We start from the raw sequence: 23,943 nt of genomic DNA, 5'->3' as shown, positions 1-23,943 counted from the left end.
ATATTGGAGGAGATGGTATAATGAAAAGGAAGATGGTAAAAAGAATGGCACTGGCAGCGGCAGGGATGGCCGCTATTTCACTGACAGCCTGCGGAGGAACAAAGGGTGTCAGCAACGCAAAAGGTGAGGAACCGATTCCTGCGTCTGAGGCATTTGGGCAGGAGGGCGTGTGGTTCTATTCTGACAGCGCAGCGGCAAAGGACGAAAAAGTAGATAATGTCATGATCTTTGACGGAAAAGGGAATGTGACGACCTACAAAACGGACATTACCTATTCCGATCTTCAGGGGTTGTCAGAGAAGGAGATCGTAGAGCTTGCAAAAGAGCAGGATCAGACGGTATTTAAAACAGATATGCAGGATTTTACAGAGTCTGCCGAGAAAAGTAAGGGAAAGGCTGAGGATGAGAAGGAGGATCTCGATTCAAGAATGGAAGAGATCCAGCAGGCGCTGGTGGATTATCCGGAGGAGTATGAGACGATAAATGCGGACAGAGAGGATCTGCAGCAGGAGATTGACAAGATCCAGCAGGAGATAGACAATTATGATGAGCTGCTTGTAAGAATTCCGCAGGCCGCATATCAGGAGCCTGATGCGCAGCCCTTTACACTGAAGCTGGAGACGGATCAGACTGGAAATAATACGGCAAGTGAAACTCTCGTGTACTCCTGCCGCTCTGGCCTGAATGCGGATGTGTCGGAAGCGGACGGGGACAGCTGGCAGCCCTACAGGGAGGCAGAGGAAGAGATCGAGCTGTATCCGGGGCTGGGAGTACAGGAGGTCTATGATATGAGATTCCAGGGCTTTGGAACGCTGGTGCTCATGACGGGGGAAGATCATCCGGGCTTTTCTCTTGATACGCCTGACGCCAGGGGAGTGGAAGTGGATTAAATACAGGGGTAAAAAAGAGGAGGATAAGACTATGATCAAAGTACGGCCTACCAGAACAGACGCTGCCGGTAATGGATATTATAGGGGGACGGACGGAAAATATTATTATGGAAATGTGAAGAATGGATATCTGAAGGAGACTATCCAGGAGAGAAACCAGAGACTGGCACGGGAGAGCGCCGCGCGGGAGAAGAGCGGCGGCTCAGCAGGTGCGAGAGGCAAAGGAAACGCGAGAGGGACAGTGAGCCTGGCGGAGCAGGCGGAGCTGGGAGCAGCCGGCACGTCAGCTTTGGGTGTGTTCGGTTCCATACTGACAGCGATTGTGGTCTTTGTGGCGGCTGTCGCTATCACGGGAGGACTAATGATACTGACGGCGGTTATCGGGAGTATATGTACGGTGATAGGCGTTGTGGTTGTCTGGGCAAGAGCCTACAGTATCATTCCGCAGATTTTCTCGGAATTTGGAGTCACCCCCTGGACACTCCTGACCGTGCTCCCTATGCTGCTCAGTATTCTGATCCTGCTGGTTTGTCTTGTCAAAACATTTACAAGGCACAGGCTGTACGCCTGGCATCTTCTGATCGCCTACGCCATTATCTTTATCCCCTACGCAGTGATGCAGTGCGGGGGAATAGAGGCGGTATCGCAGGGGCTGGTGACATCGGATGTCCTGCTCTACGCTCTGATCAATACTGCGGGGTGCTGCGGGTTCTTTCCTGCCATGGCCCTGTTCCTCTTTCACACTGTGGATAAGAGGGTGAGACAGAGGCAGCAGTGTGAGGAAGAGGTGAGGACCGCAAAGACCGCCGGTTCCCGGAGAACAAAATTCAATCAATGACAAAATGTTTATGGAAACTGCTTGAAATAAGTGCTGTGATAATTACAACGCATTATATTTCCGGCAGTTTTTTTCTCTTGCGGCGCCTGCAGTGTCTGCAAGTCTGGTAAGAAGAGTTTTTGAGGAAATATCGAGCGGAGGCAAAGAGGATGAGTATATACGAGTATGATCAGGCGAGACATATAAGACAGAAGCGAAAAGAAGCTGCTTTGCAGGAGAAGTGAAATAAAAAAATATTTTATAGCGGAACAAGACCAAATAAAGAAAATGTAGAAAGTTTGGGATGTTTATGTTAAAATAGTGCAGACGACTCATTGCAAGGAAAAAGAGAGGCGAAAAAGTCTCTCGTCTTTCCTTGCTTTTTACTTGGAAAATGGTTTGCGGGGAAGAGATATTGATGGTGGGCTGATTGAGTGTTGGTAAAAATTCAGTCTATGGAATAGAAGTAATACTCCCGGTAAAGAAACTTTTGCAGATACCGGAAGGAGCTGGATGTGAAGACGATCCAGCTATCTTGGAGGGGCGGAGCTTTTGAAAGAAAGGCATCCGAGAAACAAGAGAGGCTATAAGTGTAAAATCCCTGTAAAGATTTTCGAAAAACAAAAGATAAAAAAATATCAATAACATAATGACACATATGCAACTTTATAAAAAATGATAATATCTTATTGAAAAAATAATAAAAATGTACAAAAAAGAGGGATATTCTGGTGAGAGATTGAAAAAAGTGTGGTAAACCACTATAATAAGAACAGTCTTGGAACGGAGAAAAAGGAGGAAACGATCATGAAACATGCCAGAACAGCTTTGAAGATGCTGGTGCTCTGCTGCCTGATGCTGTGTGGTGCGGGCGTTGTTATGTATATCGGGGCGGGGACTGTGGTGACAGAGGCGGTAGAACCCCTTCGGGCGGTGATCGCCGCAGGAATTGCTCTGGCTGCCGGCATGGTTGTTTTCCTCAAGCGGCACACTGGAAACTAGAACAAAAACTGGCTGGCTATACGGACAGATCAGTTTTTTTCATGTATCATGATAGGTCTGGCGGGCTATAAAAAAGGAACAGGAAGATGAAAGAGGAAAAACAGAGAAAACAACTAATGTGGATGCATAAAGCGCTGATCATTGCCGCGGCGGACGTAGTGATCATACTGCTGTCCTACCTGACAGCACTGCTGATGCGGTTCGATTTTGTATTCATGAATATCCCGGAGGAATACATCCAGGGCTATCTGTGGTCCATGCCCTTCTGGGTCGCCGCAACGCTGGTCGTGTTTTACGGCTGCCGACTGTACCACAGTATCTGGAGCCTGGCCAGTGTGGCAGAGTTCAGAAGGATACTGGCAGCCTATGTCATACTGCTGGTGGTCTATGTGGCGGGCATGATCTTTATGGGGCTTCGCATGCCCAGATCCTACTATTTCATGGGATATATCATCAGCTTCTGTCTGACGACAGGGGTGCGCTTCTCCTACCGGATCCTGCGGATGTACGCGATCCGGGAGGACAATGCGGCAAATGCGGACAAGATTCATGACCGGGTTATGATCATCGGAGCCGGAAGCGCAGGCCAGGTTTTGATCAAGGAGCTGCTGAGCTCCGAGAAGACCCATGTGCAGGTGTGCTGTGTCATTGACGATAACCCCAACAAGCTGGGCCGGTCGCTGGAGGGGATTCCCATCGTGGGAAACCGGTACGATATTGTGGAGATGGTGGAAAAATATAACATCAATCGCATTATCTACGCCATCCCCGCAACAACAGGCAAAAACCGCAAGGATATCCTGAACATCTGCAAGGAGACAAAATGCCGGATGCAGACAGTGCCTGGCGTCTATCAGCTGGTAAACGGCGAGGTCAGCGTCAGCACGCTGCGCAATGTAGAGATCACAGATCTGCTGGGCCGCGCCCAGGTTCGGGTCAATAACGAAGAGATCTTTGCCGCTATTAAAGGTTTGAACGTATTAGTAACAGGTGGTGGAGGCTCTATTGGGTCAGAACTTTGCCGTCAAATTGCGCAGGCACAGCCCAAGAGGCTGATCATTTTTGATATATATGAAAATAACGCCTATGAGATACAGCAGGAGCTGATCCGGAAATACGGGGACAAGCTGGACCTGGTAGTGCTCATCGGCTCTGTCAGAAATACCAACCGGATCGGCTGGGTGATGGATAAATATAAACCCGATGTGGTGTTCCACGCGGCGGCACACAAGCACGTACCGCTGATGGAGGACAGCCCCAACGAGGCCATCAAGAATAATGTCCTTGGCACCTACAAGACAGCAAAGGCAGCGGCTAAGGCGGGGGTAAGGAAATTTGTCCTCATCTCTACTGACAAGGCTGTCAACCCCACCAACATCATGGGGGCGTCCAAGCGCCTCTGCGAGATGGTGGTGCAGATGATGAACCGGAAATGCCCGGGCACAGATTTCGTGGCAGTCAGGTTCGGAAACGTACTGGGAAGCAACGGAAGCGTCATCCCGCTCTTTAAGAAACAGATCGCGGCGGGCGGACCGGTTACCGTTACTGATAAAAATATCATCCGTTACTTTATGACCATTCCTGAGGCGGTCTCACTGGTGCTCCAGGCGTCCTACTACGCAAAGGGCGGTGAGATATTTGTCCTGGACATGGGGGCTCCTGTTCGGATCGACGACATGGCGCGAAATCTGATCCGCCTGTCAGGCTACGAGCCGGATGTGGACATCATGATCGAGTACACCGGCCTGCGTCCGGGGGAGAAGCTTTACGAGGAGCTGCTCATGGACGAGGAGGGGCTGCAGGATACAGAAAATGAGCTGATCCACATTGGAAAGCCCATAGAGATGGATGATGAGTGGTTTGAGGTGCAGCTCAAAAAGCTGGACCGGGAGAGCAAGATAGAGAACGGCCATATCAAAGAGCTGGTGGCACAGATCGTGCCAACCTATCACCCAAAGCCCTCCGACCTGGGAGAACAGGAACCACAGAAAGCTTCATAGACCAGATGTTGCTGATTTGATATAACAGATTAGATATTTTCAGGATTCCAAAGGAAGTCAGATCGTCGCCTTGCCGCGTCTGGCTTCGTTGGATGATATAGTGTCTCCGCAGCTTCTGCCTTTTTTCGGGGCAGAAATGGCGGAGCCTACTCTTTTTTACCTGTTTAACAGGAAATTTCATAAATGATCATAAGGCAAGGGATAATTAAACAAGGAGAAATACCAGACTATGTGGTACGTCATGCAGGTGCGCACAGGCACCGAAGAGAGTATCCGCATCCAGTGCCAGAGCAATATACCTGCCGGCGTGCTGGAGAGATGCTTTATCCCTTATTATGAAGAGAGAAAACATATCCGGGGTACATGGATCACACAGAAGAAGGTCCTGTTTCCCGGGTATGTTTTTGTCGTTACAGACAAACTGGATCAGCTCTACGAGTCTCTGCGAACTGTCATCGGCCTCACAAAGCTGATCGGCACCGGCCGGGATATCGTTCCCCTGACAGACCAGGAGAAGCGCTTCCTCCTGGAGTTCGGCGGCGAGGAGCAGATGGTCGCCATGTCCGAGGGGATCATAGAGAATTCCAAGGTGCACGTCTACTCCGGGCCCCTCAAGGGCAAGGAGGGCTACATCCGGAGGATCGACCGGCACAAGCGCAAGGCCTGGCTGGAGATCGAGATGTTCGGCAGGCTGCAGAAGGTGCAGGTGGGGCTGGAGATCGTGGCGAAGACGTAGGGATAAGAAGTGATATGAGAAGAAATGAGAGCCTTTAGGGGCTCTTATTTTTGTGGGGAAAATGCATAGCCCATATATGAATTTATATTAAAAAGGTGAGAGGAACAAAACAATGGCATTTCAAACAGAGAGCACAGGGATCAGTCCATTTGAAAGGAAAATATGGCTTTCCAGCCCGACCATGCACGGTCCGGAGCTGGAATATGTGACAGGGGCGTATAAGACAAACTGGATGTCTACGGTGGGCGAGAATATAAATGAGGTCGAGAGACTTGCATGTGAAAAAATCGGATGTGGATATGCAGTCGGGCTCTCTGCCGGAACCGCCGCCCTACATATGGCGGTAAAGCTTGCAGGGGTAAAGGCGGGAGACAGGGTGTTCTGTTCGGATATGACATTTGACGCCACAGTGAACCCGGTTGCATATGAAGGAGGTATCCCTGTGTTCATTGACACAGAATATGATACCTGGAATATGGATCCCGCAGCTTTGGAGAAGGCGTTTGCGCTTTATCCGGATGTGAAGGTTGTAGTGATTGCTCATCTCTATGGAACACCGGGAAAAATTGATGAGTTGAAGGAAATATGCGACAGACACGGAGCGGTGATCATTGAAGACGCGGCTGAGTCGCTGGGAGCGGAATATAAAGGGAAACAGACCGGGAACTTCGGGCGGTATAACTGTATTTCCTTCAACGGCAACAAAATTATTACAGGCTCTTCCGGTGGAATGTTATTGACAGATGACAAAGAAGCGGCAGACAAAGTGAGAAAGTGGTCCACTCAGTCCCGGGAAAACGCGCCCTGGTATCAGCACGAGGAGTTGGGCTATAACTACAGGATGAGTAATGTGATTGCCGGGGTTGTACGAGGGCAGTTCCCCTATCTGGAGGAGCATATCGAGCAGAAAAAAGCCATCTATGAGAGATACCGGGAGGGCTTTAAAGACCTTCCGGTTGTGATGAATCCCTATGACGCAGAGAACAGCGAGCCTAACTTCTGGCTCAGCTGCATGCTGATCGAGCCAGAGGGAATGTGCAGGCAGGTAAGAGGAGAGCGGGAGGCAATCTATATAAGCGAACCGGGGAAATCCTGTCCCACAGAGATACTGGAAACACTTGCAGAATATAATGCCGAGGGAAGACCAATCTGGAAGCCAATGCATATGCAGCCGATTTACCGGATGAATGGATTTGTCACAAGAGAGGGCAATGGAAGAGCGGTGACCAATGCGTATATTGCCGGCGGTGCTCTTGGAAAGGACGACAGGCCGCTGGATGTGGGAATGGATATCTTCCAGAGAGGGCTGTGTCTGCCCAGTGACAATAAGATGACGGCGGAGGAGCAGGAGCAAGTGATTGAGATTGTGAAGAGATGTTTTGAGTAAAATGAAGTATTTGGAAGAGAGTTTTTAAAAATGGGAAATAGGCATAAACCATACGGACCATATGAAAAATACATAAAACGTCCAATTGATTTTTTGTGTGCTCTTGCAGCTATTGTGGTTTTCAGCTGGCTTTATATTATTGTGGCTGTCCTTGTAAGGCTGAAATTGGGAAGTCCGGTTCTCTTTACGCAGGAGCGCCCGGGAAAAGACGGGAAAATATTCAAATTATATAAGTTTAGAACAATGACAGATGAAAAAGATAAAAATGGAAAGCTCCTGCCGGATGAGGTTAGGCTGACTAAATTTGGAAGACTGCTCAGAGCTACAAGCCTGGATGAACTTCCTGAAGCTTTTAACATATTGAAGGGGGATATGAGCGTAATCGGGCCAAGACCATTGTTAGTTTCGTATCTTCCCTATTATACCGAACAAGAGAGCCACAGACATGATGTAAGACCTGGATTATCCGGTCTGGCGCAGGTGAACGGAAGAAATTATATAGGATGGGACCAGAGGCTGAAACTGGATGTTCAATATGTAGAAAAGATCACCTTTAAAGGAGATGTCATGATCATCCTAAATACTGTAAGGAAATTTCTTAAAAAGGAAGATATAGCAGTAGATACAAATACAGTGGAACCTAATTTTGCAGAAGAAAGGATGCAGAAAATGGTTCAAGATCAGGAGGTTTAGCGTGAATATATTGATTCTTAGCGCAGGTACAAGAAATAAAATTGTTCAATATTTCAGGAAAGAATTGTACGGAAGGGGCAAGGTTGTTGCAACTGATATGAGCAACCTTGCTCCTGCTATTTATGAAGCGGACAAATATTATATAGTTCCCAGTATGCATGCGCCGGAATACCTGGATATTATTTTAGATATCTGCAAAAAGGAAGAAATAACAGGTGTTCTCTCTCTGATTGATCCTGAATTATCTCTTCTGGCTAAAAACTGTGACAAGTTTAACAAGGTTGGCGTGAAGGTTATAGGATCTTCCTATGAACTTTGTGAGATGTCATTAGATAAAAATAGAATGTTCCAATGGCTGACAACCCATAAATATAATTGTGCAAGATCTTATGTAGATAAGGAAAAGTTTTTTTCTGATGTAGAAAAGGGAGAAATTACCTATCCTGTCTTTGTGAAACCTGTTAAAGGAAGTGCAAGCATTTCCATATCAAAAGTATATGATAAAGACACAGTTGAGGTACTTTTTGCCCACGAAGACGGACTTATGATACAGGAGTTTCTGGATGGGCAGGAAATCGGCGCAGACGTTTATATTGATATGCTGTCTGGCGAGGTCGTATCTATTTTCACAAAGAAAAAACTGAAAATGCGGGCCGGTGAAACTGACAAAGCAGTATCATTTCAAGATAAAAAATTGTTTGATTTGATCGAAAAATTTGCGAAAGAGGCTGGATATAGGGGCCAGATAGATATAGATATTTTTGATATCAATGGCGAGTACTATATTTCTGAAGTGAATCCCAGATTTGGAGGGGGATATCCCCATGCCTACGAAAGTGGTGCGAACCATATGAACTTAATTATAAATAATTTGAATGGGGAAATAAATGATAGCGTAATTGGACGTTATGAAATTGGGACTTATATGATGAAATATAATGAAATTATGATTCGGAGGTAAGAGGATGTTCGAGGGAACCCGCAAAAAAGTGTTTTGGATGACAGATGCAATCCAACATAGTGCTGTTCGAAAACAATATGAGGATATTTTAAATATACAGAAGCAGGAAGGTAATTCTCTGAATATATATCTTCGCAAAATTTTGGAATATGCAATTTGCAATGTCCCGTTTTATGAGCAAATTTCGACACCAGAATTGCATAAATTTCCAGTTATGTCAAAAATCACTTATAAGGAACAAGGTCAGCGATGTCGATCAAGAGAATATCTTGAAAATAAAAAATTGTATATTGCATCAACAAGTGGATCAACAGGAACGCCTTTGATCGTATACCAGGATGCAAATAAAAAAGCTAGGATGCGTGCAGATTTGATTGCTGCACATGAAGCCGTGGGTTGGAACTTAGGAGATCATTATATTTTTATCCGAAATTGGGTCAGCAATTATAAACAATCCACATTGAAAAATATTGCGCAAAATGTTGTTAACATTAGTGTGACGGAATTTGGGGAAGAAAAAAAAGAGTGGTTATGTTTGCATCTGCAAAAAAAAACAGGAAGTATTATTTTCGGTTATGCGTCATCAGTTTGTGATTTTTTAAATTATATTAGGAAGAAAAAAATAAATGCCCGTGAGTTAAAGGTGAAGTTGATTATCTGTGATTCAGACGAGTTAACATCTGTGAATCGCAAATTATTAGAAGAAGCTTTTGGATGTATAGTCATTAATCGTTATGACAATGAAGAAAATGGACTTTTAGCAATATCCAGTCCATATAAAGATACACTGATGGTTAATTACCCTAGCATTTACGTTGAATTACTGAAATTAGACTCAGATGAACATGTAGAGCCTGGCGAAATGGGAAGAGTGGTAGTAACCGACTTGTTTAATCGTGCTATGCCGTTGATTCGATATGATATAGGAGATTTAGCCATATCTCCTGATCCGGCAGGTAAGATACGAACCTTCTCTTCTTTGAACGGAAGAAGGGCCGATTGTATTTATTCTACTGATGGAAAGATTATTAGTGCTGTCGCCATCAGTAGTATTACAGAAATCTTTGACACGATTATGAGATACCAACTCATCCAGATATCAAAAACGTGTTTTGAATTCCATTATATTGGTGAAATTAGTGAGAGAAATATGTTAGAGTTATCCAACCGATTGCATACTGCATTGGGATCGAAGGCTGAAATTCGATATATTGAGGAATATAATATTCCACTTGAAAAAAGCGGAAAGGCAAAAACGATAGTAAACGCAGTAAAGAAAGAGAAGAATAGAAATGGTGAATCATATTCAATTTAAAGTGCGGATATTGATGAAACTGATAATATATAAGCTTTTTAGCAAAAGTAGAATAATTAGCGATGAAAGCTATAACAAACTTTTGTTTTTTATTATGTTTGGCAGAATCCCCGACTTTGACAATCCTAAAACTTTCAATGAATTTATTTGTGCCAGAAAAGTTCGATTAGATGAATATTGGCTCAGCAAATATACCGATAAATATGAAGTAAGAGAGTATGTAGCACAGTGCATTGGCGAAAAGTATTTGAATGAAATATACGGGGTTTATCGATGTTTTGACGAAATTCCATTTAAAATGCTGCCTAACCAGTTTGTTCTTCGTGGAACACACGGATCCGGATACAATGTTATTGTAAAGAATAAAGAAAACTTAGACTATGAGAAGACAAAAAAGTATGTAGATGGCTTTTTAAAAGAGAATTTTTACTACTTCGGCAGAGAAAAAAATTATTTCAATATTGAACCTAGGATTATTTGTGATAAATATATCGAAGGAGTTGCATCTGGTAAGGTTCCAGAAGCAAAAGTATTTTGCTTTGGGGGAAAAGCAAAGTTTGTATCTTATAATATAGTGATTAACGGCTGCACATTCACGAATCACTATGATGCTGAGTGGAATGAATTAAAATATCGGCAGGGATATCCAGAATACAAACAGCCGATAGATATTCTGCATAAAGAAGAAATAATTATACTGGCAGAAAAATTGGCGGAAAAGTTTGATTTTGTAAGAGTAGATTTATATAATTTGCCTGATAAAGTTTTATTTAGCGAGCTCACTTTTCATTCTGGAGGGGGGTTAGTGCCCTTTGAGCCAGAAGAATATGATTACAAATTTGGAGAATGCTTTAAAGAATTGGAGAAGTAAAATGAAGAAGATTTTTATTGTTGCTCATTTTTGCAGTGATTTTACTAGTAGAGGAAACAACAGGTTTAATTATCTTGCTTCAAAACTTGCTGAAGCAGGCAACGAAGTGCATTTTTTTACAACAGACTTTTCCCATGTAAAAAAAAGAAGGAGAATAACTGAAAATTTGAATTTGCCATATAAAGTGCATTTTATTCATGAAAATGGTTACCAAAAGAATGTATCTTTGCGGAGAATATTAAGTCACAGAAAGTTTGGAATAAATCTAAAAAAGGCATTGATGTCAATGTCTCCCCCCGAAGTTGTCTATCTGGCTGTTCCATCGATTGATGCGGCATTTGTAACGGCAGAATATTGTGTAAAAAATAATATTCCCTATTTAGTGGATATCCAAGATCTTTGGCCAGAAGCTTTCCAGCTAGTTTTGAAACATCTGGATTTTCTGTTTATTGGAATGCAGAAGAAGGCAGACTATATATATAAAAATGCAGATAGGGTGATAGCGGTTTCTAAAACATATTCCAGCAGAGCAAATTCTGTTAGGAAAGATACAAAAAACACATTATGTGTTTATCTTGGCACTGATTTGGAAGTGTTTGATAAATATCCAGTTATTCCAGTTCAGAAAAAAGATAATGAAATTTGGATTGTATATATTGGAACATTAGGTTCAAGCTATAATATTAACATTGTGATTGAGGCAATAAGACAATTATATGAAAAAGGAATCAGAGGATTTAGCTTTCAGGTTTTTGGTGATGGTCCTAAAATGGAGGAATTCCAGTCTAATGCAGTGGGACTTCCTGTACACTTTTGGGGGCGGTTGCCATATGCTGAGTTAATAGGATATGTAAAAAATGGGGACATTGCTGTTAACCCTATTGCTAAAGGGGCTGCCCAGAGTATAATAAATAAGCATGCAGACTATGCAGCTGCAGGATTGCCTGTTGTGAACACACAGGAATGTGAAGAATATCGAGATTTATTAAATTCATATAAGTGTGGAATTAACTGTGATGTGGAATCTTCAGCACAGGTTGCAGAGGCACTTCAAGAATTAATTGAGAACCCTGAGAAGAAAAAACAAATGGGAAGAAATTCAAGAATCATGGCTGAAGAATTATTTGACAGAAGCCATACATATAATAGAATTGTGAGAGAGATTGAGGAATTAGTGAGGTAGAAATACTTGAGAAAATTATTGATTATGGCCTCTTTGTTTTGGCCACAAAAAAAGAGTGGAGGACCGCCGATTAGTATCTTGAATTTAGTTCTGTCCATTAAGGACGATTTTGATATATACATTATATCAAAAAACCACGAGATTAATGAGGATAAACCGTTGGAGGGTGTCCATGATGGGTGGAATCAATTCTCCTTTGGGAAAGCATATTATGTGCCTAAAGGAAAACATAGTCTGAAAAATATTTTATCTTTGATTGATTTTGTCAGTCCGGACGTTATTTATCAGAACAGTTTTTTTAGTGCCGATGATATGCTGCCTGTACTGATTTATAAAAAGAAACATAAAAACATAAAAATCATTGTTGCACCAAGAGGCGAGTTTTATCCTGAAAGATTATCCCAAGGTAAACTTAAAAAGAAAACTTATGGATATGTATTAAAATATACAGGAATGTTAAAAGATATATTCTTTCAAGGTACGAATCAGGATGAAAGCCGGCAAATAAAAGAGAATCTTTACATTCCGGACCGCTATCTTTTGAATATCCAGAACATTGCGACGGTATCTGTAAAATCTGAAAAGGTTTTACAGAAAAAAAGAGGGGAACTAAGGCTGGTATATATTGCCAGAATCCATCCGACAAAAAATCTCCTCAATGCGATCAGATGGCTATCGAAGGTCCGGGGTGAAGTGATTTACGACATATATGGATCTGTTGAAGATGAAGAATATTGGATGCAGTGTAGGAACATAATAGACAAACTTCCAGACAATATACAAGTCAATTATAAAGGAATGGTTGAGCATGATAGAGTTTCAGAGGTGATATCTGACTATCATGCTTATTATATGCCCACAACAGGAGAAAATTTTGGTCATTCTATTGTGGAGGCCTTGCTGACCGGGAGACCGGTTATCATCAGTGACCAGACACCATGGACAGATGTGAACAATGTGGGAAGTTATGCAATCAGCCTTGAGAAACCAGAAAAATTTATTGAAAGTCTTAATAAAATGACAGAAGTATCAGGAGATACTTACATGCAGATATGCGAAAAAGCAAAACAATACATTGATCAGAAATTGGATAATCAGAGCATTATCAAGCAGTATAAGAAGGCGTTTGGTGAATAAGAATGTTAGAAAAGATTTGTAAAGTGATAATTAACGGTATACGATTTATCGGATTCTCGTCTTATAGAAATCTATATGCAGTTTCTATATCAACACACATCAAAAAATCGCCGAATGCGCAGGTACACATAGGGAAAAGGTTCAGAACGCGGAATAACGTGGAACTCAATGTAAGAGAAGATGCTCGGCTCGAAATAGGAGACAATGTATTTATAAACAGTGGCTGCATAATTACTGCAAGAGACTCTATAATTATAGGAGACAATACTATTTTAGGGCCATATGTGATGATATACGACAACGATCATGCTGTGGAAGCTGGAAAAGTTTCGGATAATCATTACGTTACAAGTGAAGTTAAGATTGGAGCAAATGTGTGGATTGGTGCAGGAACGGTGATTTTGAAGGGCACTGTGATAGAAGATGATTGTGTTATTGCTGCTGGCAGTGTGGTTAAAGGAATTGTAAAAAAAGGGAGCATGATCGTTCAAAAAAGGAATACACAGGTAATTACACTGCGGAAAACGGAGGCTTAACGTGAAAATTAAAATTTTAATAAAAGGTTGTCTGATGCGATTTTTTGAACAATTTCCGGTTCTAATAACAGACGAACAGCATTCAAAATTATTGTATAGAGTTATGTTTGGTTATGTCCCGGATTTAGCTCATCTTAAGACAATGAATATATATGTTCGACAAAAATTTCAGATGAAAAGTTGTCATATTGGATGTACACGGATAAATATGAAGTGAGAAAATATGTTGAAAAGACTATAGGAGCAAAATATTTAAATCACGTAATAGGGCTATATGATTCGTTCCAGGAAATTGATTTTGATTCTCTGCCCGATGCCTTTGCTTTAAAAGCGACACATGGCTCTTCTTATAACATCATTGTTACTGATAAAGAGAAATTGGACAGAAAAGCGGCAAAAGATTTGATAATATTTTTGATCCCGAGTGGAATTTACTTCCTGTCAGATACGGCTATGATGGTTTTGATAATGATGTGGAACCAGAAAATGGAGAGGAACTGATCAGTGCTGCGGAAAGACTGGCTGCTCCTTTTGAATTTGTCCGGGTAGATCTCTATAATGTGGACGGAAGAATTATATTTAGTGAATTGACATTTCATTCCGGAGGTGGCTTGATACCCTTTGAACCTAAGGAATATGACAGGAAATTTGGACAAATGTTAGGCTTATAATATGACCATTTAGCTTAATATAATGATCCACACAAAGAATAGAACAAGAGAGACGATTTAAAAATGAAAGTACTTTTGCTTGGCTCTTTGATTTCTTCAGAGCAGATGGAAAAATTTAATAATAATAGCAAAGAAAAAGCTTCTGTTGCGCCTGTAAATTATGAAATGATGTTGGTAAAGGGATTGGTAGAGAATGGAGCAGAAATAGAAGCGTTAAGCGTTCCTGCTGTAGCAGCATACCCACATAGCATTTATAAGCGAATTACTGCAAATAAAGAAGTGATTGAAGAGAAGATTAAGGCGCAATGGGTTCCTTTTGTAAATATTCAAGGCCTCAAACAGCTTTCCATTCAAAGAAATGTAGAAAAACTGTTGAAACAGTGGTTAGAAGAAAATCGGAAAATCAAAGACAAGATTGTTTTAATGTATTCTATTTATCCGCCTTATTCAGAACCAGCAATACGTTTATGTAAGGAATATTGTTGCCATCTCTGCGCAGTAATTGCTGATCTTCCAGAATATATGTACTCATGGAAAAATATGACAGGGATTCGTGGATGGTATTCTAAGCGGCTTTCAAAAAAAATGCTTGCACTTCAGGATAAATGTGATAGTTATGTCCTGTTTACAAAGCCAATGGCTGAGAAAATGGGAATTGAGAATATACCTTATATTGTTTCTGAGGGCTTCTGTGACGCTGATATTTTCAAAGATATCCCAGATCAGGAGAAGTATGAGAGGAAAACAATTTTGTATGGAGGAAATCTCAGCAGGCTATATGGCATTCAGAATTTAGTTAAAGGTTTTATGAAGACTGATTTAGATGCAGAATTACATTTATATGGTGCTGGAGCAGATGCAGGCTTTATTGAAGAATGTATCAAGCAGGATTCACGTATCAAGTTTTTTAAGAGAGTTGATAGGAAAACTTTATTGATTGCATTGAAACGTGCACATCTACTTGTAGTGAACAAACCCACAGAAGACGATTATAGCAATTATTCTTTCTCATCCAAGATTTTGGAGTATATGGCATCTGGAACACCGCTATTAACTACGAAAGTAGGAGGGATGCCTGAGGAGTACCTAAAATATGTTTACATTATAGATGATGAATCAATAGACGGTATTTCTAATGCATTAACTACAGTTATGGCCAATACTTCTCAAGCACTATGTTTATTTGGAAAAAAAGCCGCACAGTTTGCTATAAGTGATAAGAATTACCGAGAAATGACTAAAAAGATATTGACATTTTTACAAGTACAGTTATGTGGGGATAAGTAGATGAAGGTACTACAATCAACAGTGAGAGTGATAAAAACTTGGATGAAGCTGTTGACTGGAATAAAGAACTAAAGAAAAAGGAGAGATATATCCTGATGACTATAGTAACTATTCTTCCTCATCAAAAAAATAGAATCTATGGCTTCAGGATCTCCCGTGTCAGTAACTAAGTCAGCTGAATATCACGAAAATATGATGATTATTTTTCTATATGTGGGAAGGTTACAAATTCTTGTAAGGAATGCTTGATAAAGGGGAAAGATGAATATAATTTTGCGAAAAAAACGATTAGTAATATCAATTAAATCAGCACATTTAATATTGGGATTTTTTGTTATTTTATGGCTTAATGCTGGAAATTTTACATATATAGTAGATAGTATACCATCTTTTATGAAACTTTTTGTTGCTATTATATGGTTTGGACTAAGTTGCTATAGAAGAAAAACATATCTATATTATTTTTTGAAAACTTCTCTTTTAATGATAGGTTTTGTAGCGATTATTTTTTCTTCAATGTTATTAGAAAGAAGAGCTTATTATAATTTATACTTTCAAGCATTTTTATATATTATTATTATATTTGCATTGTTTTCATACTATTTCTATTTTGGAGAAAAAAAGGAACTTAATCTTATCTGCAAAGTGTATATGGCAGATATGATTATTGTGTTATTTCATACATTTTTTGAATTGATAAATAATCCTATTTTAGTACGTGCAATAAGTACAAGCGCAGAATCACAAGAATTGTTATTAAATGCTGAAATACCGAATGGAATCGGAGGATATAGTTTTTGTTATGCACTTGTTTTTATTATGATTTTATTCACTTTATCAGATGGATATCTAAAAAATCATAAAATTTTTAAGGGCATATTATGTATATCCGTACTTATTTTTCTTTTTCAAGCGCAAATAACATTGGCGTTTATAATATATGTCATTATTTTATTAATGTCGGTTTTTTTGTCTAAAATTCATACTAGGATTCAGCTTGTAAAGAAAATTTTACTGACTTTATTAGTTGTAAGCATTTTAATACAATATCAAAATATTCTGCAATGGCTAATTGGTATTGCTGACGAGTCGATGGCCCAAAGATTAGAAGAACTATTAGTGTTTTTTCAGACATCGGGCCGCGTGACAGGAAGTGATTCTCAGTCTCGTTTAGAATTATACCAGATATCTTTACAGGCCTTTTTGCAAAATCCTATAGTTGGAAATTGGGGAAATAGACCATTTGGATGCCATTCTTCCTTTTTAGATATGTTGGCTGCCTATGGTTGCTTTGGAGTTATTGGGATAGTGGGATTTATACGACCATTATTTTTGGCTAAAAAAAGACTAATTGGAAAAAATAAAAAGGCGCTTATATATACCTTGATTATTTTTTCGATGTTGGCATGTATTAATGTTGTTCATGTGAGCCAGATTACCTTGGCGGTTGTGTTGATTATACCAATTACATTAAAATATATGGCATGTGGAGATGAAAATAAGGAATGAAAATTGTTCAAATAAATGTTACATATAGCAGCGGTAGTACAGGTCAAATAGCACAGAAAATACATAAATTTTTAAACGATAAAGGGATAGAAAATCATATAATATATGGATATGGACCTAAAAAGCAATCAGGTCATCTCTCAATATATAATTATTGGACAACACATTTGCATAGTTTTTTATCGCGATATTTTTGCATGCAAGGCTTAGGGTCATTACTGCCAACCTATAAGGCGATTAAATTTTTAAAAAGAATAAATCCCGATATAGTGCATTTGCATAATATCCATGGGCATTATTTGAATTATCCACTATTATTTTATTATTTAAAGAAAAGAAATATACAGGTAATATGGACATTTCATGATTGCTGGCCTTTTACAGGAAAATGTGCACATTATTCTGAAAAACATTGTATGAAGTGGAAAACGGGCTGTTTTGATTGCCCAAACTTATCTACATATCCCGATTCTAAATATGATGGTACTAGAAGAAATTATCGTTTGAAGAAAAGAATATTTCTCAGAATGCCTAATTTACATATAATAGCAAATTCAAATTGGTTATTTGGTGAAATAAAGTCTTCTTTTTTGAAAAATAAAAATATTTATAAAATATATAATGGAATAGATACCTCTCTATTTTACCCTAGAAATAGAGAAGCATGGAGAAAAGAAAATAAGTATAATCAGACCGACATTATTGTATTAGGAGTATCAAGCGTATGGAAGAAAGAAAAAGGGTTTGATGTATTTTTGAAGCTATCAACTGTTTTGCCTGATAATTATAAATTTGTTATGGTAGGAGTAAATGAAAAACAGTTGAGAGAGCTTCCTGATAATATTTATGGTATCTTACGTACAGAAAATATTAATAAATTAGCTGAAATATATTCGGGATGTGATGTGTTATTAAATCCTTCCAAGGAGGAAACGTTTGGTATGGTGACTGCTGAAGCAGTTGCCTGTGGTATACCTGCTATTGTTTCAAACTCTACTGCGTGCCCTGAGGTGGTTAGTTGCTGTAATGCAGGAATGATTGTTGACATGGATAATTTAAAAGAAGTTGTAGATGCACTTTTAAAACTAGGACATACAAATGCAGAACTAAAACAAGAAATAAGTGACAATGTAAGAGAAAAGTTTTCGTCTACTGTAATGTGCGAAAACTATTTTAAACTATATCAATCAATATCTATTGAAAAATCTAATTGAAATTTATATTAATGGAGAATGAATAATGAAAAACCAAAGAAAAATAGGAGCAGTCTTTTCATACAGTGCAACGATACTAAATATATTTATTTCTATTTTTCTAACCCCCTTTATACTGCAACAGATTGGTGACGTAGAATATGGTGTATACCGTACAGTGCAGTCTTTGACGGGGCAGCTTGCGTTAATTTCAATAGGAATAGGAACTATAATGTCTGTAATGGTTGCACGTTATAATGTGCGAGAAGATAAAGACAAAAATAGAGATAAAGAGAATCTTTTTGCTATGGGGATATCAATTGCAGGTATCATATCTTTGCTGGTAATTTTGGCGGGTGCAGTTTTATTTTGTTTTATAGATACGCTGTATAGTGCCACAATGAATTCCAATCAAATTCTTTTAGTGAAAAAGCTATATATTATCTTAGTTCTTAATGTTGCATTATACTTATTTAGAGACGTTTTTGTTGGCATTATTCATGGATATGAAAAATTTTTATATTCAAATTTTCTTAAAGTATTAAGACTGCTTTTAAGGGTTGTACTAATAGTTGCCCTTTTATTATGTGGCTTTGGTTCTTTTTCATTAGTTATGTGTGATCTTTCACTTACAGTAGCCTTACTAATATGCGATGTAGTGTATTGCTTTAAGATATTAGGAATTAAAGTAAAATTCCACTTTCTAGATAAAGAATTATTTAAGATGCTCTTATCTTTTTCTATAGCAGTTATGATGCAAACGTTTGTTAATCAAGTAAACCAAAATCTTGATGGCGTTATTCTTGGTGCAATGGTTAAACCGCAATTAGTAACAGTATATTCGTTGGCGTTGACTATATATGTCTCTTTTAATTCTATGTCTAGTGCATTAGCAAGTTTGTACACGCCAGAAGCAGCAAGGATGGTTCAGCTACATTCATCTACAGAGGAACTAGAAAAATTTGTAGTAAAAGTAGGGAGATACCAGTATTTAACAATGGCCGTGCTTCTTGGAGGCTTTATTTCTGTAGGGGAAAATTTTATAAATGTTTGGGTTGGTAGTGGAAAAGGCGATGTATATTATTTGGCATTAATTTTAATGATTCCAATGATGTATGCAAACACTTTAAGTGGAGCTAATAGTGTGTTGGATGGTTATATGAAGAGAATGGGACGCTCTATAATATTAATATTTACAGCTATTATTAATATAGTTTTTAGTATTTGTATGGTGAAAATTATAGGATACTGGGGAACTGCATGGGGAACGGCTGGATCGGTGATATTGGGGCAAATAGTCATACTTTCTTTTCATTATAGAAAGGTATTTGGATTCCACGTGATTAAGTATTTTGCCGGAATTTCAAAGGGAATTACTTTGAGTTTAGCCTTAGCTATTCTTTGCTCTTTGCCATTTGGGTATATGCATATAAGTGATTTCTGGCTAGTGATTATTAAAGGTATTGTTTTTGTGGCAGTATATGGAATATGTATTATAAAGTTTGGCGCCAATGAAAATGAGAAGATCATTATTCATAACGCTTTGAAAATGATAAAAAGAAAGAAGGATAGACTATGAATTACTCCCCTGTTATTTTGTTTGTATATAATAGACCTTATCAAACAACGGAGGTATTAGAATCATTATCAGAATGTAAGTATGCTGAGGATACCATGCTCTATATTTTTTCCGATGCTGCAAAAAAAAGTTCTGGTAAAGAAAAAGTTAGTGAGGTGCGGCAAATAATAAATCAACCTCAATGGAAGAAAAAATTTAAGAATGTTAATGTCATTGAAGCTGAGAAAAATAAGGGACTGGCTAACTCTATCATATCAGGAGTTGATAAAGTTATTAATAAATATGGCCGTGCAATTATAGTTGAAGATGATAATAAAGTGGCATATGATTTTTTGGATTATATGGATAGAGGTCTTGACTTTTACAAGGATAATAAAAAAATAGGATTTATTGGGGCATATACTGCACCAATTAAATTCCCAAATGATTATAAAAAAGACGTATTTGCGATGGGACGCGGCTCAAGCTATGCTTGGGCTACTTGGGTGGATAGATGGAATTTAGTTGATTGGGATGTAAAAGACTATGAGATATTTAAGAATGATAGAAAAAAAAGGAAACTTTTTGATGTGTATGGAAAAGACCGGTCCTATATGCTTGATAACCAAATGAATGGGACGATAGACTCTTGGGCTATTCGATTCGGCTATTCGATGTTTAAAAACCAGATGTTGGCAATTCTTCCGGTGAACACACGGGTAGAAAATATTGGGTTTGATGGAAGCGGCATACATAATAAAGCCAATGATACGAGATTCCTGGTTCATATTGATAAAAATCTGAAGCCTGTTGAATTTCAGAATGTTGAGGTGGATCCAAGAATACGAAAAGAGTTTGTAAAATTATTTAATACGCCTTTAAAAATAAAAATCAAACGTTTCATTAAAAAAATAATATACAAGAACAAAGCGAGGTCACTATGAAAAAAGTAGGTATTATAACTTTTCATTGGGCACCTAATTATGGAGCAGTACTTCAAGCATATGCTCTGCAGAAGCACTTAGAGAGATTTGACATATTTGTAGAAGATATTAATTATTTGCCATTACGTAATATATTGACATTAAGATTTTTTGATTTGTATCTCAGAAGATTTGAAAATATAAAAAAGGCAAAAGTGATGAGAAAGTTCAGAAATAAGTATCTTCAGTTATCGCCAAAGATATACTTTAATAATAAAGGACTTTTCGAAAGTCAGAATAAATATGATTATGTGGTAGCAGGAAGTGATCAGATTTGGAATGAAAGCTTTATGATGACCGCAGAGAAAAACGTTACTCTAAGTTATTACTTAAATTTTATGTTAGACAATAACAAACGGATCAGCTATGCTGCCAGCTTTGGGACAAATGAAATTACGGCAAATATAGAGAAATATGGAATACCTGAATTAAAAAGATTTAAGGCAGTCAGTGTACGAGAAGAAAACGCAGTGGCAATGTTAAAAAGTTATGGTATAGATGCCTATTTTGTATGTGACCCTACATTGCTCATTCCTGTAGAAAACTATGAGTATATTATCCAAAATAAAAAGGACAATGGTACAGTTAATATTTTTAATTATTTGCTGCGGGGAGGAAGAGAAAGTTCAGATCTTACGGAAAAATATATCATCCAGGAAGCTTGCAAAGATATGTCACACTTAGATAAAAAGATATTAAGTGTAGAAGATTGGTTATGGAAAATTAAAACCTGTGATTTAGTTTTAACAGATTCTTTTCATTGCACGGTTTTTGCAATTTTGTTCCACAAAACATTTATTGCGATAAATGATAAAAATTGTAGTATGAATGCTCGTATACAAACATTATGCAAAAGACTGGGACTGGAGCATAGGATATTAGAAAGCTATGATCAAAATAGAATTAATGGTTTGCTAAAGACAACAGATATTAATTGGGAAGAAGTTGATAGAAAAATAAAAGAATGGAGTAAAGAGTCTACGGATTTTTTGCTTAACGCATTGGAAATAAAGGAGAAGCCATGACAGAAATAACAGATCATGATAAATGTACTGGATGTGGTACATGTTCCCAAATATGCCCTAAAACTTGTATTACTATGAAAAGAAATGAGGAGGGGTTTTTATATCCTATAGTGGATCATGAAAACTGTATCAACTGTAAAAAATGTGTAAAATATTGCCCAGAAAATAGAGAAAAGACGGATAGATCTGAAATAATTAAAGGTTATATGGCGTATAACCTGACCTTAGATGAAAGATTAAGGGGGTCATCGGGGGGAATATTTGAATTAATTGCATCATATGTTTTGAACCATGGTGGTGTAGTATTTGGAGCAGTAATGGCGAAAAACTGCAAATCCGTCTATCATACTGTGGCCCATACAGAAAAAGAACTAAGAAAAATGTGCGGTTCAAAATATGTACAAAGTGATATTGGGGAAACATTTAAATTAGCAAAGGAATATCTTGACAAAGGTAAAAAAGTTTTATATTCTGGTACGCCATGTCAGATATCTGGTCTTTTGGCATTTTTAGACCGAACATATGATAATTTGTATACTCAAGATATCATATGCCATGGGGTTCCATCACCGATGGTATGGGAAAAATATGTGGAATATAGAGAGAAGGTTGCCTCTGCAAGAGCGCAGAGAATCTTTTTCAGACATAAAAAATATGGATGGAAAAGATACTCTCTGTTAATCTCATTTGAGAATAACAGAGAGTATCTAAGTCCATTAGATAAAGATTTATATATGCAGGGATATTTGTCTAATATTTTTTTAAGGAAAAGCTGCTATCAGTGCACACATAAAACGGAACATACGGAAAGCGATATAAGTTTAGCTGATATGTGGGGGATAGAAAATATAGATCCCAACGTAAATGATAATCAGGGGTGTTCATTAATTATTGTCCAATCGTCCAAAGGAGAGGAACTTATAGAAGATATAAAAGAATCTTTATGGATTAAGGAGATAGATATAAAAGAAGCGTTAAAGTATAATTCTGCGAGGTTTCATTCAGTAGATTTGAATATGAATCGTCAAACATTTATGCAAGATTTATCCCAATATCCTATCGAGAGGGTATTGAAAAAATATGGAAAGAAAAAAGAAAAGTTAAAAGTGAAACTTTACAAAGTTCTACGAACAATAAAAATAGCCTGCAAATAAAAAGTCAAGCAGAAATTAATGAACTTTGAAAATTTTATACAGGTTGAAAAAAGAGTATCACAATAAGACCACCGCAATGCGCTGGTCTGAAGCAAAGTATGGTATCGAAATCAGCTTTCCCTGGTTCCCTCCAGAAAAGCAAGGTATTCCCGAACCCGTCCGTAATAAACACGGAGAAACTTATTGGCTCCCGCAGTCATATAGACATAATACGGCTTGCCTTCTGATCGTTTCTTGTCCATGAAGGCATAGACCGGATCATCTACCGGAAAACGTTTGATCAATCCGTCCATGATCTGAAACAGTGTTTTTCGCAGGCTTGGAGAGCCCTTCTTTGAGGTGCGTACACTTTTCTGGTTACGTTTGCCGGAATCGTTCTTACCAGGATCAACACCGGCGAAAGCAGTAAGCGCTTCTCTGTGAGTGAAACGGGTAACGTCTCCGATCTCAGCCATAAGCTGGGGGCCAAGTGATGGACCGACACCGTTCATTGCCATAACGACCGGGTATTCCGGGAGTGTGGCGGCAGTCTGATCCATTTTAAGGCGGAGAGCCTCCACGGTCTGTGAAGCAGTATTCAGCATCGTAACAGCCTGCCGTATCAGCGTTTTTGTGCTGTCATCTTTCGGAAATACAGCGATCAGGTCAGAAGAGCCCAGATAGATTTTTTGCGCCTTTGCGGCACTGAAGTTATAACCGTTGCGTTTGCACCACTTCTGGTAATGCTCCGTAAAGGCCTGCAGAGACTTGCTGCGTACACAGTCCACATGCCAGTAGGTATAGACAAAGTCCACCCATTTCTGAGTGCCGTCACTGCGGGCAGGACTGTTAAAGAAGTCATTGGCACCGGGATAGGATTGATCCAGAAGGGCAATAAGATTGTTTTTCATGGCAGTTTTCTGGTCCATATAGAAACCGAACTGCCGGTTCATTGTTTTGAGTTGGCTGCGTGTTTTATAATCCCTGATCAGGATGGGATTGACAGCGCTGACAAAGATGCCGGCGTCAGAGAGCCAGTTGGCAACCGGTTCATAG

At 38.9% G+C, this 23,943-nt stretch carries 23 protein-coding genes; 22 read left to right on the top strand and 1 reads right to left on the bottom strand.

Translation table 11 applies throughout. The features are described from left to right. Positions 1-20: 20 nt before the first annotated feature. The 22 genes from H7U36_RS06275 (at position 21) to H7U36_RS06175 (ending at position 22,908) form a co-directional block, all read left to right on the top strand. Positions 21-890 (top strand): coiled-coil domain-containing protein, encoded by an 870-nt coding sequence (locus H7U36_RS06275; RefSeq protein WP_205155822.1) that lies wholly within the window; start codon positions 21-23, stop codon positions 888-890. Between the two features lie 31 nt (positions 891-921). Then, a complete protein-coding gene (locus H7U36_RS06270; protein ID WP_205155821.1) occupies positions 922-1,728 on the top strand; it encodes a hypothetical protein in 807 nt (268 codons plus the stop codon). A 786-nt stretch (positions 1,729-2,514) separates the two neighbouring features. Beyond that, positions 2,515-2,709 (top strand): hypothetical protein, encoded by a 195-nt coding sequence (locus tag H7U36_RS06265; RefSeq protein WP_205155820.1) that lies wholly within the window; start codon positions 2,515-2,517, stop codon positions 2,707-2,709. A 116-nt stretch (positions 2,710-2,825) separates the two neighbouring features. After that, entirely contained in the window at positions 2,826-4,709 is a 1,884-nt protein-coding gene (locus H7U36_RS06260) for a polysaccharide biosynthesis protein (protein ID WP_243426705.1), read from the top strand. Positions 4,710-4,938: 229 nt separating this feature from the next. Beyond that, positions 4,939-5,445, top strand: a complete 507-nt coding sequence (gene loaP / locus H7U36_RS06255; RefSeq protein ID WP_205155818.1) for an antiterminator LoaP — start codon at positions 4,939-4,941, stop codon at positions 5,443-5,445. A gap of 112 nt (positions 5,446-5,557) precedes the next feature. After that, entirely contained in the window at positions 5,558-6,832 is a 1,275-nt protein-coding gene (locus tag H7U36_RS06250) for a DegT/DnrJ/EryC1/StrS family aminotransferase (protein WP_205155817.1), read from the top strand. Positions 6,833-6,862: 30 nt separating this feature from the next. Then, complete coding sequence (locus H7U36_RS06245) at positions 6,863-7,525, top strand: sugar transferase (protein WP_205155816.1); 663 nt, start codon at positions 6,863-6,865, stop codon at positions 7,523-7,525. 1 nt (position 7,526) lies between these two features. Then, entirely contained in the window at positions 7,527-8,486 is a 960-nt protein-coding gene (locus tag H7U36_RS06240; RefSeq protein ID WP_205155815.1) for an ATP-grasp domain-containing protein, read from the top strand. Positions 8,487-8,523: 37 nt separating this feature from the next. Further along, positions 8,524-9,801, top strand: coding sequence for a phenylacetate--CoA ligase family protein (locus H7U36_RS06235; RefSeq protein ID WP_205155814.1), 1,278 nt, complete (start codon positions 8,524-8,526; stop codon positions 9,799-9,801). Positions 9,802-9,814: 13 nt separating this feature from the next. Beyond that, positions 9,815-10,672 (top strand): ATP-grasp fold amidoligase family protein, encoded by an 858-nt coding sequence (locus tag H7U36_RS06230; RefSeq protein ID WP_205155813.1) that lies wholly within the window; start codon positions 9,815-9,817, stop codon positions 10,670-10,672. A 1-nt stretch (position 10,673) separates the two neighbouring features. Then, positions 10,674-11,855, top strand: a complete 1,182-nt coding sequence (locus H7U36_RS06225; RefSeq protein WP_205155812.1) for a glycosyltransferase family 4 protein — start codon at positions 10,674-10,676, stop codon at positions 11,853-11,855. A 78-nt stretch (positions 11,856-11,933) separates the two neighbouring features. Further along, positions 11,934-12,992: a glycosyltransferase gene (locus H7U36_RS06220; protein ID WP_205155811.1), complete on the top strand. Its 1,059-nt coding sequence runs from the start codon at positions 11,934-11,936 to the stop codon at positions 12,990-12,992. 2 nt (positions 12,993-12,994) lie between these two features. Then, complete coding sequence (locus tag H7U36_RS06215; protein WP_205155810.1) at positions 12,995-13,528, top strand: acyltransferase; 534 nt, start codon at positions 12,995-12,997, stop codon at positions 13,526-13,528. A gap of 150 nt (positions 13,529-13,678) precedes the next feature. Then, positions 13,679-14,029: an ATP-grasp fold amidoligase family protein gene (locus H7U36_RS06210; protein ID WP_330637053.1), complete on the top strand. Its 351-nt coding sequence runs from the start codon at positions 13,679-13,681 to the stop codon at positions 14,027-14,029. Beyond that, positions 13,939-14,199 carry an ATP-grasp fold amidoligase family protein gene (locus H7U36_RS15545; protein WP_408610352.1) on the top strand — a complete coding sequence of 87 codons (261 nt, stop codon included), beginning with the start codon at positions 13,939-13,941 and terminating at the stop codon, positions 14,197-14,199. Before H7U36_RS06210 ends, H7U36_RS15545 begins: the two co-directional genes overlap by 91 nt. 63 nt (positions 14,200-14,262) lie before the next feature. Then, positions 14,263-15,486 carry a glycosyltransferase gene (locus H7U36_RS06205; protein WP_205155808.1) on the top strand — a complete coding sequence of 408 codons (1,224 nt, stop codon included), beginning with the start codon at positions 14,263-14,265 and terminating at the stop codon, positions 15,484-15,486. A 261-nt stretch (positions 15,487-15,747) separates the two neighbouring features. Then, positions 15,748-16,995, top strand: coding sequence for an O-antigen ligase family protein (locus H7U36_RS06200; RefSeq protein WP_205155807.1), 1,248 nt, complete (start codon positions 15,748-15,750; stop codon positions 16,993-16,995). Beyond that, positions 16,992-18,209, top strand: coding sequence for a glycosyltransferase (locus tag H7U36_RS06195; protein WP_205155806.1), 1,218 nt, complete (start codon positions 16,992-16,994; stop codon positions 18,207-18,209). The genes H7U36_RS06200 and H7U36_RS06195 overlap by 4 nt, the downstream gene beginning before the upstream one ends. Before the next feature lie 25 nt (positions 18,210-18,234). Beyond that, entirely contained in the window at positions 18,235-19,767 is a 1,533-nt protein-coding gene (locus tag H7U36_RS06190) for a lipopolysaccharide biosynthesis protein (RefSeq protein WP_205155805.1), read from the top strand. Then, positions 19,764-20,690, top strand: coding sequence for a glycosyltransferase family protein (locus H7U36_RS06185; protein ID WP_205155804.1), 927 nt, complete (start codon positions 19,764-19,766; stop codon positions 20,688-20,690). Before H7U36_RS06190 ends, H7U36_RS06185 begins: the two co-directional genes overlap by 4 nt. Continuing rightward, complete coding sequence (locus H7U36_RS06180) at positions 20,687-21,754, top strand: polysaccharide pyruvyl transferase family protein (protein WP_205155803.1); 1,068 nt, start codon at positions 20,687-20,689, stop codon at positions 21,752-21,754. Before H7U36_RS06185 ends, H7U36_RS06180 begins: the two co-directional genes overlap by 4 nt. Next, a complete protein-coding gene (locus H7U36_RS06175) occupies positions 21,751-22,908 on the top strand; it encodes a Coenzyme F420 hydrogenase/dehydrogenase, beta subunit C-terminal domain (RefSeq protein ID WP_205155802.1) in 1,158 nt (385 codons plus the stop codon). The genes H7U36_RS06180 and H7U36_RS06175 overlap by 4 nt, the downstream gene beginning before the upstream one ends. Positions 22,909-23,018: 110 nt before the next feature. Here H7U36_RS06175 and H7U36_RS06170 read toward each other — a convergent pair. Then, positions 23,019-23,943, bottom strand: a 925-nt coding sequence (locus tag H7U36_RS06170) for a transposase (protein ID WP_205155801.1), incomplete at its 5' end; no start/stop codon positions are given.

Origin of the sequence: Faecalicatena fissicatena, assembly GCF_016900595.1 — a bacterium.
Taxonomy (GTDB): domain Bacteria; phylum Bacillota; class Clostridia; order Lachnospirales; family Lachnospiraceae; genus Claveliimonas; species Claveliimonas intestinigallinarum.
This window is presented reverse-complemented; position numbering and strand designations above follow the sequence as displayed.

Coding starts and splice junctions, on each gene's coding strand:
- H7U36_RS06275 (WP_205155822.1), top strand. CDS start 21: ATGAAAAGGAAGATGGTAAAAAGAATGGCACTGGCAGCGGCAGGGATG.
- H7U36_RS06270 (WP_205155821.1), top strand. CDS start 922: ATGATCAAAGTACGGCCTACCAGAACAGACGCTGCCGGTAATGGATAT.
- H7U36_RS06265 (WP_205155820.1), top strand. CDS start 2,515: ATGAAACATGCCAGAACAGCTTTGAAGATGCTGGTGCTCTGCTGCCTG.
- H7U36_RS06260 (WP_243426705.1), top strand. CDS start 2,826: ATGTGGATGCATAAAGCGCTGATCATTGCCGCGGCGGACGTAGTGATC.
- loaP (WP_205155818.1), top strand. CDS start 4,939: ATGTGGTACGTCATGCAGGTGCGCACAGGCACCGAAGAGAGTATCCGC.
- H7U36_RS06250 (WP_205155817.1), top strand. CDS start 5,558: ATGGCATTTCAAACAGAGAGCACAGGGATCAGTCCATTTGAAAGGAAA.
- H7U36_RS06245 (WP_205155816.1), top strand. CDS start 6,863: ATGGGAAATAGGCATAAACCATACGGACCATATGAAAAATACATAAAA.
- H7U36_RS06235 (WP_205155814.1), top strand. CDS start 8,524: ATGACAGATGCAATCCAACATAGTGCTGTTCGAAAACAATATGAGGAT.
- H7U36_RS06230 (WP_205155813.1), top strand. CDS start 9,815: ATGAAACTGATAATATATAAGCTTTTTAGCAAAAGTAGAATAATTAGC.
- H7U36_RS06225 (WP_205155812.1), top strand. CDS start 10,674: ATGAAGAAGATTTTTATTGTTGCTCATTTTTGCAGTGATTTTACTAGT.
- H7U36_RS06215 (WP_205155810.1), top strand. CDS start 12,995: ATGTTAGAAAAGATTTGTAAAGTGATAATTAACGGTATACGATTTATC.
- H7U36_RS06205 (WP_205155808.1), top strand. CDS start 14,263: ATGAAAGTACTTTTGCTTGGCTCTTTGATTTCTTCAGAGCAGATGGAA.
- H7U36_RS06200 (WP_205155807.1), top strand. CDS start 15,748: ATGAATATAATTTTGCGAAAAAAACGATTAGTAATATCAATTAAATCA.
- H7U36_RS06195 (WP_205155806.1), top strand. CDS start 16,992: ATGAAAATTGTTCAAATAAATGTTACATATAGCAGCGGTAGTACAGGT.
- H7U36_RS06190 (WP_205155805.1), top strand. CDS start 18,235: ATGAAAAACCAAAGAAAAATAGGAGCAGTCTTTTCATACAGTGCAACG.
- H7U36_RS06185 (WP_205155804.1), top strand. CDS start 19,764: ATGAATTACTCCCCTGTTATTTTGTTTGTATATAATAGACCTTATCAA.
- H7U36_RS06180 (WP_205155803.1), top strand. CDS start 20,687: ATGAAAAAAGTAGGTATTATAACTTTTCATTGGGCACCTAATTATGGA.
- H7U36_RS06175 (WP_205155802.1), top strand. CDS start 21,751: ATGACAGAAATAACAGATCATGATAAATGTACTGGATGTGGTACATGT.